Here is a 12487-nt window from a genome sequence, read left to right on the forward strand (position 1 = left end):
TGGTTGATAGAGTTGATTTGGTGAGTGGTTTTAATAAACCGATTGATCATTTTTCCTCTATCCGTATTCCAACCATTCACCTAATCAACCACTGACTAAAAACAAAAAAATCATGTTTGATAAATTAATGGAAGCCCAGCAAAAGGCTGGCGAAATGAAAAAACGCCTTGATGCCATCAGTGTATCAGGCACAGCCGAAGGCGGCAAAATAGTTGTAAACGCTAATGCCAATAAAGTGATCCAATCGGTACAGATAGATCCTGATTTTTTAGCCGATGCCGATAAAGAAGAATTGGAAGAGTTATTGGTTGTTGCGATCAACAAGGCGCTTGAACAAGCCGAAAATATCAGCCAAAGTGAAATGGCTGCCATGACCCAAAGTATGTTTGGTGGTTTAGGCGGCTTGGGTAATATGTTTGGTAAATAAAATTATACCATCCATCTTAAAAATGTCATTTCGATGAGCGAGGGCGGGCAACAGCGGCTGTGCGAAGAGAAATCTCCTACGCCATGCATAACAAACTGTGCTAAGTGAGTTTACAGGGTGTACAGGATTTTCTCCCTATTCTCCATGTGCGAGTCTTCCCAGGCTCGGTCAGAATTGACATTAACTTTAAAGCTACCCCTTGCTTTTGTTTGTTCAAAAAACTGCTGTAACTTTTCTCCCAATAAATCAAATCGGGATTATAAGTGTTTACTTTTGAATTAGGTTAATAAACTATTTTCTATGAAAACTACTTATTATGGCCAGTCGGCCCTTGAGATTGTAGCTGGTGGAAAGAAACTGCTTTTCGACCCATTTATAAGCCCTAACCCGCTGGCAAAGGATATTGATATCCACAGTTTGAAGCCCGATTATATTCTGGTATCGCACGGGCACGGCGACCATGTGACCGATTTGTTGGAAGTTGCCAAAAGCAGTGGTGCAAAAGTAATTTGTATCGCCGAAATTGCCGGATGGCTTGGTACTAAAGGCATTGAAAATGTACATGGCATGAACATTGGCGGTGGCTTTAACTTTGATTTTGGCAGGGTTAAAATGGTAAACGCTATTCATTCAAGTACCTTGCCCGATGGCTCGCCGGGTGGTAATCCTGCGGGTTTCTTAATTTATGCAGAAGGAAAAGTGATCTATTTTGCAGGCGATACTGCGCTTACCTATGATATGAAACTCCTGGCCGATGAAAACCTCGACTGGGCATTTCTGCCTATAGGCGATAACTATACCATGGGCGCGGATGATGCCATTAAAGCGTCGGCGTTTATCAATTGTAAAAACATCATCGGCATTCATTATGACTCATTCCCGGTTATTAAAATTGATAAGGATGAAGTAACAGAGAAGTTTATCAAAGCAGGCTTGAATTTGAAGTTGCCGGCTATTGGCGAAACTATAGAGTTGTAAAAAAACACATCAAATAAAATAATCGTCATTGCGAGGTACGAAGCAATCCCCATGAAGCAGAGCGGCTGTACAAGTCTCTCTGTAAAGTTTGGGATTGCTTCGTACCTCGCAATGACGGTTGGAGATATTTTCAAACGCAAACAGCCCCGGCAAAATGCCGGGGCTGTTTCTGTTTGATACCACCGGACTTAAAACTTCCGGCTTCAGACTAAAGACTTATTTTCTCTTCATCTTCATGGTGTCTTTTTTCATGATGGTATCTTTTTTCATTTTCTTCGTTTTCTTTTTCTTGGTAGTATCAGTTTGCATAATGCCTTTTGAGGGGCGAACTACTGTACCGTGAGCGAAAACGCTGCTGAACGAGATCGCTGCTAAAGCGATCATACATAGTGCCTTTTTCATAGTTGATTATGTTTTAGATGGTTAGTTCTATCTATAACAAATTAACTATGGTTTGTTTTTTTTATTTTTTAATTAAATAACCGTGCCGCTTGGTATTATAGCCCGTTTCTTAACTACAACAATGCCATCCTGCACGGTATGGGTGCCATAATCACCGTCTTCAAGTTTTTCGCCGCAGTTGATGGTTACGTTATTACCGATGTAAGTATTTTTATCGATAATGGCGTTTTGGATATGGCAATTATCGCCTATACCCATAATTGGCGAACCGCTTTCTTTCGATTCGGCAATTTCCTCAAGGGTTTGGTAATTATCGCTACCCATCACATAACAGTTTTCGATAATGGTATTAACCCCAATACGGGTACGGATCCCTATTATAGAATGGATGATCTGTTTGGCATTGATAATACAGCCGTCGGCAACAATAGATTTTTCCATCAGCGTGCCTGATATTTTTGACGGCGGCAACATGCGCGCACGGGTGTAGATGGGGTTTTTATCAAACAGGTTAAACTTGGGGATGTTATCAGTTAAACCCAGGTTGGCCTCAAAAAATGAAGGGATAGTACCAATATCTGTCCAGTATCCTTCATACTGATAGCTGGCTACGCGATGGCCTTCAATTGATTGCGGGATGATCTCTTTACCAAAGTCGGTACGCTCATTGCCTTCAAGCAATTCATATAACAATTTGCGATTAAAGATGTAGATACCCATTGACGCCAGGTATACACGGCCTTCAGCTTCCATCTCCGGACTAACCTCTGACGCCCAGCTTTCGAAATTGCTTTTAGGTTTTTCGATAAACGAGGTGATCATGTTGTTCTCGTCCGTTTTCAGGATTCCGAAGCCCGGAACGTCAGCTGCATCAACAGGGATGGTAGCTATCGAAATTTCGGCATTGGTTTCAATATGGTGGTTGATCATATCTTCAAAATCCATCTGGTACAACTGATCGCCCGACAGGATCAGCACATACTCAAACTCATGCACCGCCAAGTGGTGTAAGCTTTGCCTCACAGCATCGGCCGTACCCTGAAACCAGGCCACGCTTGACGGCGTTTGTTCTGCCGCAAGAATATCAACAAAAGCATCGCTAAAGCTGCTGAAATGATACGTGTTTTTGATGTGCTTGTTTAAGGATGCCGAGTTAAACTGCGTCAACACATAAATACGCGTAATACCCGAGTGCAAACAGTTTGAAATGGGAATATCCACCAAACGATATTTACCCGCAATTGGAACTGCCGGCTTTGACCGCGTTGCGGTAAGCGGTGATAAGCGGCTGCCCTGGCCGCCACCGAGCACAATGGAGATTACTTTGGATGTCATATAGTTAGTTTTAAGCTTTCGTATAGTTCAGTGTATTGTTGTGTTGAGCGTGTCCATGAAAAATCAAGCTCCATCATTTGTTTGCGGAGCTGCTGCATTTTTGCGCTATCCTGGTAAAGTTGTTTTGCCCTGAAAACTGAGTGGCAAATATCTTGTACGCTGGCCTGTACAAAGCGGATCCCATAGCCTCCCTCATCGCCAAAATCAATGACAGAATCTTTCAATCCACCGGTAGTACGTACAATTGGCATAGTGCCGTAACGCAGCGCATACAACTGGTTAAGGCCGCAAGGTTCCACGCGTGATGGCATCAGCAGGAAATCGGCCCCGGCATAAATTAAGTGTGCCAATGACTCGTCATAGCCAATAAAAGCATTACAATGCTCAGGGTATTTATTTTTAAGCTGAAGCAGGGCAAGCTCATTTTCCTTATCGCCGGCGCCTAATATGATAAAGTTTACTTCGCCTTCGTTTTCGAGCAGGCTGCGTTCAATAGCGGCAGGCAACAGATCAGCCCCCTTTTCAACAACGAGGCGACCGATAAAGGTGAATAACGGTTTTTCGGGATCGAGCTCAAAGCGTTTGCAAATAACTTCTTTATTAGCCCTTTTGCCTTTGGCCAGTGTTTTAGCCGAAAATTTGGTTGGGATCATCGGGTCGGTTTGCGGGTTCCAAACCTCGGTGTCGATACCATTCATGATGCCATAACCTTTTGCCCGTTCAATGTAAAACAGGTACTCCAAACCATTTGAGTTGTAGGTAAGCTCCTCCAGGTAAGTAGGCGATACCGTTGTATAGCGCCAGCTGCATTTAACCGCGGCAGCCAGTGGGTTGATTCCGCCGGCCCAGTCAAGCAAACCTGTTTTGGTCAGGTCAATTTCAGGCAATAAGGACAGCCTGTCCCAGCCGAAAGCGCCGTGGTACTGGCCATTGTGTATGGTAAATATGGTTGGCGTATTGGCCAGCCTTGTATATAGTTTGGAATGATAAAGCAGAAATGGGACTAAACCAGCATGGTGGTCATGGCAGTGGATCAGATCGGGTGTTTGCTGCGAATAACTGATCCAATCTAAAAATGCCAATTGAAAGGCCATGAACTGGTCGCGCTCATCGGGGTAACTGTAGATGTTTTCCCTGTCGAGCAGCCCGGGGATCTTCACTAAGTAAAGCTCAAAACCGAGTTTGTTTGTTTTTTCTTTCAGGATCTCGAAGAAAAGTCGGCGATTACCGAGCAAGGTTGCAGCAGCAAACACAATTTCAAAGTCGTTTTCCTGGGTAAACTTACGATCGTAAAAAGGCATAACAACCGCAGCCTGCAAACCCGCAAGGTTCTGGTACTTAGGCAATGCGCCAACAACATCGGCAAGCCCGCCAACTTTAGCAACGGGATAGCACTCGGCACTCAAATGGTATATTTTCATTCAGGTTTTATTGGCTCAATTTAAGCAAAGATTACCAAAAGAGAAACCCGCGGCAATTAATATAGTTTTGTAAAATTTAGATTAAAAGCGCTGAAATTTTATTACCGTTAAGATGTTATAGTTGTAAAAATGATAGGGAAAAAGGGAAGGGATAAGTATAGGTTAGTGTATTATGAAGGGGAAAGAATTGTCTTATATTGCAAAATGCATCATAAATTATAGATATGTCAATGCGGTATCCGCCAGGGTAGCCCGAAAAATTAACTTGCGCTCGTTTGCAACGAGTGCTTAACACGGTTAGGCGATTGCATCGCCAGAGATGCGTTTTAAACGCAAGCCCATATTAAGCGCTCGTTACAAACGAGCGCAAGGATCACATTTTTTAGAAGCTCCCCTTTAGGGGGCTGGGGGGCTAATGCGCCTCCAGCCAGTTCAATCCGGTTCCGATCTCTACCATGATGGGTACCTCGGTTTTGATGGCGGTTTTCATATTATGCATAATGATCGGCTTCACGATCTCTACCTCATGATTAGGTACGTCAAACACCAACTCGTCATGTACCTGCATGGTCATGCGGGCATCCAGCTTTTGGGCTTTGAACTCCCGGTGAATGTTGATCATGGCTATTTTGATCATATCGGCAGCCGAACCCTGTATAGGGGCGTTAATAGCATTTCGTTCAGCAAAACCGCGAACGGTTGCATTGGCCGAATTGATATCGCGAAGGTAACGGCGGCGGCCCATCAGTGTGCACACATAACCGTTTTCACGGGCGAAGTTCATGGTATCGCTCATGTATTGTTTAATGCCGGCAAACTGGATAAAATATTGTTCAATAATTTCGGCAGCTTCTTTACGTGGTATGCCCAGGCTTTGCGATAAGCCAAAGGCCGACTGCCCGTAAATAATGCCGAAATTAACCGCCTTGGCGTTGCGACGCTGATCGCTGGTTACCTCGTCAAGCCCGATGCCGTAAACGTTGGCCGCTGTTGCCGTGTGGATATCGTGGTTATTGATAAAGGCTTGCATCATGTTAGGATCTTTGCTGATCTCGGCAATGATGCGGAGTTCGATCTGCGAATAATCAGCAGATACTATGGTGTGATTGCTATCCCTCGGGATAAAAGCTTTCCTAACCTCGCGGCCCCGCTCGGTACGGATAGGGATATTTTGCAGGTTGGGGTTAACGCTGCTTAAACGGCCCGTTGCAGCAACTGCCTGGTTGTATGAAGTGTGTACCCGGCCTGTTTTAGGATTTACCATCTGCGGCAGCGCGTCAACATAGGTCGATTTTAATTTTTGCAGCTGGCGAAAATCCAGGATATCACGCACAATATCGCTCTTGGCAGCTAATGAAAGCAATACGTCCTCTCCGGTTTGATACTGGCCGGTTTTGGTTTTTTTGGCTTTAGGGTCAAGCATCAGTTTTTCAAACAAAACCTCGCCCAGTTGTTTTGGCGATGCAATGTTAAATTTTACGCCTGCTTTTTCATAAACTGTTTTTTCATATTGGGCAATATCTGTTTCCAGTTGCTTGCTAAACTCACGCAGGGTATCATGGTCTATTTTCACTCCCTCGTACTCCATATCCGCCAGTACATAAATAAGCGGGTGCTCTATCTCGTTCACCAGCTTTTCGCCCTCAACCTCTTTTAGTTTAGGCTCAAAAATATCTTTTAGCTGCAGGGTGATGTCGGCGTCTTCGGCTGCGTATTCTTTTATTTTTTCAAAATCCACATCGCGCATATTGCCTTGGTTTTTGCCTTTTGGGCCAATAAGCTCGGTTATGGAAACAGGCTTGTAGCCAAGGTAATTTTCGGACAGGATATCCATATTGTGGCGGGTATCCGGATCAAGGATGTAATGGGCCAGCATGGTATCAAACAGAGTTCCTTTCACTTCGATGTTGTACCATTTCAGCATCAGGATATCAAACTTAATGTTTTGCCCTATTTTGCCGATGTTTTCATTTTCAAGCACTGCTTTAAATTCGGTAACAATGCTTTGCGCCCCGGCCTGGTCGGCAGGGACGGGTACATACCAGCCCTGTCCTGGTTTAACAGAAAACGACAGTCCTACCAGCTCGCAATGATTAGGATCGGTACCAGTGGTTTCGGTATCAAAGCAAATGGCTGGCTGCTGCGCTAATATTTTGATCAGTTCGGCGCGTTTTTCAAGGGTGTCGGCCAGATGATACTCATGCGGCGTATTGTTAATATTTTTGGCAGCGATGATCAGGTCCTCACGAATATCTTCCACATCAACCGTCATGGTGGTACGACCAGTTGCCGTTGGATTGCCAAAAAGATCGATCTGGGTTCCGGCCGGCTTCAATTCAGTAATACTGAAATCATCACCAAATACACGCTTGCCTAAGGTACGGAACTCCAATTCGGCAAAAAGCGGCTCTAATAGTTCCTTACTTGGAGCGCATACTTCGAGGCCTTCTTCATCCAGTTCAACAGGTACATTTAGCAATATGGTAGCCAATTTTTTCGACATCAGGCCCTGCTCTTTAAACTGTTCAACGTTTTCGCGCTGTTTGCCTTTAAGCTCATGGCTATGCTCAAAGATGTTTTCCATCGAGCCATATTGCTTAATGAGGGCTTTTGCCGTTTTTTCGCCGATGCCCGGAATACCCGGAATGCCGTCTACCGCATCGCCCCATAGCCCTAAAATATCTATCACCTGGTCAACTCGCTCAATTTCCCATTTTGCCAATATCTCTTTAACGCCCTGTATTTCCATCTCGTTACCCATGCGGGCCGGTTTGTAAATGAAAATATTATCTGATACCAGTTGACCAAAATCCTTATCGGGAGTCATACAATAAACAGTGTAGCCCTTTTGCTCGGCTTTTTTTGCCAGGGTACCGATGATATCGTCAGCCTCGTAGCCATCCGACGTAATAACCGGGATGTTAAAACCCAGGATAATTTTTATAACATAAGGTAAAGCTTTTGCCAAATCTTCGGGCATGGCTTCACGGTGAGCTTTGTAGCCTTCAAAATCGGTATGTCGTTCGGTTGGTGCTTCGGTATCAAAAACCACGGCCATGTGGGTGGGGGCCTCCTTTTTCAAAACATCCAGCAGGGTGTTTGTAAACCCCATCATTGCCGAGGTGTTTAGCCCGTTTGAGGTAAACCGTGGTGTTTTACTTAAAGCAAAATGCGCCCGGTAAATAAGGGCCATGCCATCCAAAAGAAATAGTTTTTTCATAATATCATTGACACTAATTGCACGAATTTAAGCTAATTGACTCGAATTTTTTGATGCCGGTGTTTATGCAAAGAACACGATTTTTAATGAATTGCATGGTTTTAATTTCATTATCAATTTGTGTAGTTCGGTCACATTCGTGAAGATTCGTGTTTGTTTTATTTGAAGCTGCAATCAGGAATGTGATCATTTACCATACCGGTAGCCTGCATGTGGGCATAACAAATAGTACTGCCGAAAAACTTAAAACCCCGCTTTTTCATGTCCTTACTGATAGCGTCAGATTCGGGGCTGGTAGCCGGTATTTTGTGCGAATGATTTACGATTGGCTTTCCATCGGGCATAAAGCTATACAGGTATCTATCAAACGAACCAAATTCTTTTTGTATACCGATGAACAGTTTAGCATTGTTGATAGTGGCTAATATTTTAAGTCTGTTACGGATGATACCCTCGTCATGCATTAAGCGCTCAACATCTTCATCGGTAAAAGCTGCCACTTTTTGCACATCAAAATTAGCAAATGCCTTGCGGTAGCCTTCGCGGCGGCGCAATATAGTGATCCAGCTAAGCCCGGCCTGTGCGGATTCTAATATCAGAAATTCAAATAAGGTATGATCGTCATGAACTTCTTTGCCCCATTCTTCATCGTGATATTTGATGTACAGTTCGTCGGTGCCTGCCCAGGAGCAGCGGGTTAAGTTGTTAGTTTGATTGCTCATTATATTGTCTTAGGTAGGAATAAATGATTGAAAATTTGGTGATTTTTTGCTGGCCTAACATGTCTATTACATTTTTGATCTCGGGGTAAGGGGTTTCTCCGTCGGCCATAATAAAAATACGTGTTAAACTATTATGTTTTTCGAATGTAGCTTTGCGCGATTCTTTTATCCATTCGGCTAATTCATCGAGCCTTAATCCCGGTTGATTGTAATAGTCTGTAGCGTTGTAGTAACCCGAAATATATTTTTTGATTTGAGCCAATGGCGTTCCGATCACATCCGTTTCGCCAAATTTATTTATCTCAGCTGGTGTGAAATCAGTGTTGTATTTATTTCCTATTTGTTTGAGTGTTGCTTCGCGTATATCTGGAGCATCAAGCTTTAGCATTAACTTTTTTTGTCCGATAAGTATAGTGGTAATGGTGAAGTAGCTATCAGGATCTGCAGTATTAAAAGAAGACCCCGTTGGCAAATTGATCAAAATAGGATAACGTATTGCGGGACGACCACTCAGCATGAGAAATGATAACACGATCAATAATAAATTGAACATCGGAAACATGTCTACGTCAAAATGCTTTCTGCGGAATTTAGGTCTGTACATGGTGTGAAAAGGTTAAGTAAAGGATTAAACAACGGCATTACAAGGAGCGAATCCTATACTGCTAAACAGGAACTCGCTTCACTCCTTATAACGACGTTGTTGCGTACTTATTTCACTTCATTTAACTCATCCCAATACTCAACAGCCCTGCGGTAATGCGGAATAACTATTGATCCGCCAACCAAATTGGCAATCATAAAGATCTCGTTCATTTCATCATGGTTGACGCCGGCTTCGTGGCATTTGCCGAGGTGGTATTTGATACAATCGTCGCAGCGTAAAACCATACTGGCTACCAGGCCGAGCATTTCTTTGGTTTTAACATCCAGTGCACCTTCGGCATAGCTGGTGGTATCAAGCGCAAAAAAGCGTTTAATGTTGGTATTGGCGGTTTCCATGATCCTGTCGTTCATTTTAGAGCGATAGGCGTCAAATTCTTCTACAAGTTTTCCCACGGGATGTTGAATTAATTATCGAGTAAATATTTAAGCTAATTAAGCTAAAATAATTAGCAATTAAAAGTATAAATCTTTATTTTTATCCGGTAACATTAATAACAAAATTTACCGGATAATTATGGAAAGCCTATCGCCCAATATTTTTGTGAAAGACATCGCCGCAACCATCAGCTTCTATGAACTGCTTGGTTTTAAAGTAGCCATGAGTGTACCCGAAACCGGTACTGATCTTGTTTGGGCCATGATGACCAATGGCAGCGTTACCATGATGTTCCAAACGTTTAGCAGTTTAGCCAATGACCTGCCTGAGATAAGCCGAGTTGATGGCGGCTCATTACTGTTGTACATCAACCTGAAAAATATCCGTACCTTTTTTGAAGAGATAAAGGATAAAGTAACCGTATTAAAAGTACTTGAAGCAACCTTTTATGGTGCAACCGAATTCTCGATAAAAGATAATAATGGTTATGTGCTTACTTTTGCCGAGCATGAATAAATAACTTATTGATTAACAAATCGTCATTGCGGAGACGAAGTAATCCCCAAACAGCAGAGCGACTAAGCAAGTTTCTCTGTATAGTTCGCGATTGCTTCGTACCTCGCAATGACGCCTTTTTCATAATATGATCAACTTTAAACGCGCCGACCATATCCAGGTTTGTGTTCCGTTGGAACGGCTGGAAGAAGCAAGAATTTTTTATACCGACGTTGTGGGGTTACAGCGGATAGAACGACCGGCCTTTAATTCAAAAGGCTATTGGTTTCAGATATCAGATATCCAGCTTCATTTAAGTACTGAAGATGCTTTGCCGCGCACATCGCGGCATACGGCCTTTGAGGTTACCGATATTGCAGAAGCCCGCCGGCACCTGGAAAGCTATGGCGTTGAGTTTTGGGAAGAACCTGTTCTTCCGGATCGCACGCGGTTTTCATTTATTGATCCATTTGGAAACAGGATGGAGTTGCTGCAGTTTACAGAGTAAACTAATAATTGCTGCTGGAGCCAACAAGTGTTGGGATGATGAAATTATCTATATCTTGAAATAGAAAAAATGCCATTGCGAGCGTAGCGCGGCATTTCGTCCGTTTAGGTTGGTCTATACATGACTTTTATGTATTGGCTACGAGATTGCCACGTCGCGCTCACGCACTATCCGGCTCGCTCCTCGCAATGATATGGTTAAATGAGTTTAGCGGGAGATTACAAAGCCAGCTCTACCATAGGGTCCCAAAAAACTGTTTTAAAATCCTGCACTTGATCGTCAACTACTTTTACGCCTTCACTTTCCAGCATTGCAGCCATGCGGTTGCCGCCGAAATGAGCTTTTGCCGTTAGCAAGCCCTGCCGATTTACCACCCGGTGAGCCGGAACTGCTGGTTTGGCATTGCCCGCTGCCTGCATGGCCCAGCCTACCATGCGCGATGAGCCTTTGGTACCAAGATAGGCTGCAATAGCACCATATGAGGTCACCCGTCCCGGCGGGATGAGCCGGGCTACCTGGTAAACTTTTTCAAAAAAATTAATGTCCTCCATCAGGCGTTTTCAGGAAATGAAAACTTAAGGTAGTTAATGTTTTTGTTATCCTTTAAATATTTTTTCTCGTAGTAAGTTTTGATAGAAAGCACATCGTCCGCATATGTTGAATTGTAGAGGTCTTCAGTTTTAACGTGCAGATTCAACTTCAGCTCGTCAATTTTTTCGGCGGTATAAACGTGCAATCCATCGTTATCTGTTTTAAGGTTAACGCAGCCACCTGGTTTTAAGACGATGATATATTTATCTAAGAACCGTGGTGAAGTCAACCGCTTTTTCTCGCGGCTTAATTGCGGCTGCGGGTCGGGAAAAGTGATCCAGATCTCATCTATTTCGCCGGGAGCAAAATAATCAAGCAGGTTTTCGATCTGGATGCGTAAAAAAGCAACATTAGGCACACCATCTTCGATAGCGGTTTTGGCACCGCGCCAAATGCGGTTGCCTTTGTAGTCGATACCAATGAAGTTTTTATTGGGGAACATGCGGGCAAGGTTTACCGTATATTCGCCTTTGCCGCAGGCCAGTTCAAGCACAACCGGGTTGTCATTCTTAAAAAACTCAACGGCCCACCGGCCCTTAAACGGTTTGCCGGCATCTAATTGCAATACATTACCAAAGGTTTCAACCTCGGCAAAACGCCTTAACTTATCTTTTCCCACTTTACGTTTTTAAAATAAAGCGCAAAAATATTGAAATTATTTTAACACGAATGATTTGCTTGTTGCAGAGCAATTAAATCGAATTACGCGAATTGGTTTAATGGATCTGTATAGCAGGTTTGAGACATTCGAATAATTAGCAAAATTCGTGTGGGAATTTTTAACACAAATTGATTTGCAGATTGAGCAGCAACTAATCGAATTACACGAAGTTCAAAGATTAAACTTAATTCTAATTCGTGAAATTCGTCTCAATTCGAAAAATTCGTGTAAAAATTATTATACGACAGATCCGCCTACAGGCTTAACATATGGCGCAGGTTTGTATGCCGCGTCATCTTTCTTTTTGGTGAATTTGGCGAAAAGCGCTTTTGCTTTGTCCCAAATGCTGCTCACGGTATCCTCATTAACATAGTTTGAAGCCTTTTGTGATACCAGACCAACCAGTGTTTTTACCAAAAAGTTGGAGTGTTTAAAAAGCGTTTTATTCAAGGTAAGCGGAATCACGAACCTGGAGATGAGGTTGAGAATATCGGGATGAAAAAAACTGGTATTTTTTACACCATCAGTATCATTTGAACGCGGGAACAGCGTAAGCACAGTTGAAAATAAAGCAGAAGGGCTGTTAACGCGCGCCTTCAAAGCCACCGATTGCTGTTTTTCAAGCGTTTTTAACCTGAATATTTCGGCTTGCAGATCGCTGATGTTGGTGATATGAAGATCCATG

At 43.3% G+C, this 12487-nt stretch carries 14 protein-coding genes; 4 read left to right on the forward strand and 10 right to left on the reverse strand.

Going from position 1 to position 12487, the window contains the following annotated elements; translation table 11 throughout:
- Positions 1-112 precede the first annotated feature (112 nt).
- Both ABIC84_RS11955 and ABIC84_RS11960 read left to right on the forward strand, forming a co-directional pair.
- Positions 113-427: a YbaB/EbfC family nucleoid-associated protein gene (locus ABIC84_RS11955; RefSeq protein WP_090532373.1), complete on the forward strand. Its 315-nt coding sequence runs from the start codon at positions 113-115 to the stop codon at positions 425-427.
- A 300-nt stretch (positions 428-727) separates the two neighbouring features.
- Entirely contained in the window at positions 728-1405 is a 678-nt protein-coding gene (locus ABIC84_RS11960; RefSeq protein WP_429263700.1) for a metal-dependent hydrolase, read from the forward strand.
- Between the two features lie 216 nt (positions 1406-1621).
- Here ABIC84_RS11960 and ABIC84_RS11965 read toward each other — a convergent pair whose 3' ends face one another.
- The 7 genes from ABIC84_RS11965 to ABIC84_RS11995 form a co-directional block, all read right to left on the reverse strand.
- Positions 1622-1807: a hypothetical protein gene (locus ABIC84_RS11965; RefSeq protein ID WP_188833649.1), complete on the reverse strand. Its 186-nt coding sequence runs from the start codon at positions 1805-1807 to the stop codon at positions 1622-1624.
- 72 nt (positions 1808-1879) lie between these two features.
- Positions 1880-3142, reverse strand: a complete 1263-nt coding sequence (locus ABIC84_RS11970) for a glucose-1-phosphate adenylyltransferase (protein WP_426583583.1) — start codon at positions 3140-3142, stop codon at positions 1880-1882.
- Positions 3139-4563 carry a glycogen synthase gene (locus ABIC84_RS11975; protein WP_429263701.1) on the reverse strand — a complete coding sequence of 475 codons (1425 nt, stop codon included), beginning with the start codon at positions 4561-4563 and terminating at the stop codon, positions 3139-3141. Before ABIC84_RS11975 ends, ABIC84_RS11970 begins: the two co-directional genes overlap by 4 nt.
- Before the next feature lie 412 nt (positions 4564-4975).
- The gene (gene polA / locus ABIC84_RS11980; protein ID WP_429263702.1) at positions 4976-7783 is read right to left on the reverse strand and encodes a DNA polymerase I; all 2808 of its coding nucleotides are present in this window, start codon (positions 7781-7783) and stop codon (positions 4976-4978) included.
- A 158-nt stretch (positions 7784-7941) separates the two neighbouring features.
- Entirely contained in the window at positions 7942-8505 is a 564-nt protein-coding gene (locus ABIC84_RS11985) for a DNA-3-methyladenine glycosylase I (protein ID WP_090532364.1), read from the reverse strand.
- Positions 8489-9109, reverse strand: coding sequence for an ExbD/TolR family protein (locus ABIC84_RS11990; protein ID WP_090532362.1), 621 nt, complete (start codon positions 9107-9109; stop codon positions 8489-8491). The genes ABIC84_RS11985 and ABIC84_RS11990 overlap by 17 nt, the downstream gene beginning before the upstream one ends.
- Before the next feature lie 107 nt (positions 9110-9216).
- Positions 9217-9564 carry a carboxymuconolactone decarboxylase family protein gene (locus tag ABIC84_RS11995; RefSeq protein WP_090532360.1) on the reverse strand — a complete coding sequence of 116 codons (348 nt, stop codon included), beginning with the start codon at positions 9562-9564 and terminating at the stop codon, positions 9217-9219.
- Positions 9565-9685: 121 nt separating this feature from the next.
- Between ABIC84_RS11995 and ABIC84_RS12000 the strand changes: the two genes are divergently transcribed.
- Positions 9686-10063, forward strand: coding sequence for a VOC family protein (locus tag ABIC84_RS12000; protein ID WP_090532358.1), 378 nt, complete (start codon positions 9686-9688; stop codon positions 10061-10063).
- Between the two features lie 127 nt (positions 10064-10190).
- Positions 10191-10550 (forward strand): VOC family protein, encoded by a 360-nt coding sequence (locus tag ABIC84_RS12005; protein WP_090532356.1) that lies wholly within the window; start codon positions 10191-10193, stop codon positions 10548-10550.
- A gap of 218 nt (positions 10551-10768) precedes the next feature.
- Here the strand turns inward: ABIC84_RS12005 and ABIC84_RS12010 are convergent, their stop codons facing one another.
- The 3 genes from ABIC84_RS12010 to ABIC84_RS12020 all read right to left on the reverse strand — a co-directional run bounded on the left by ABIC84_RS12010 (position 10769) and on the right by ABIC84_RS12020 (position 12486).
- Positions 10769-11101 carry an MGMT family protein gene (locus ABIC84_RS12010; protein WP_429263703.1) on the reverse strand — a complete coding sequence of 111 codons (333 nt, stop codon included), beginning with the start codon at positions 11099-11101 and terminating at the stop codon, positions 10769-10771.
- A complete protein-coding gene (gene trmB, locus ABIC84_RS12015; protein WP_429263704.1) occupies positions 11101-11760 on the reverse strand; it encodes a tRNA (guanosine(46)-N7)-methyltransferase TrmB in 660 nt (219 codons plus the stop codon). Before trmB ends, ABIC84_RS12010 begins: the two co-directional genes overlap by 1 nt.
- 279 nt (positions 11761-12039) lie before the next feature.
- The gene (locus ABIC84_RS12020; RefSeq protein ID WP_176625917.1) at positions 12040-12486 is read right to left on the reverse strand and encodes a hypothetical protein; all 447 of its coding nucleotides are present in this window, start codon (positions 12484-12486) and stop codon (positions 12040-12042) included.
- Position 12487: the final 1 nt, after the last annotated feature.

Origin of the sequence: Mucilaginibacter sp. 3215, from assembly GCF_050433785.1 — a bacterium.
GTDB lineage: Bacteria > Bacteroidota > Bacteroidia > Sphingobacteriales > Sphingobacteriaceae > Mucilaginibacter.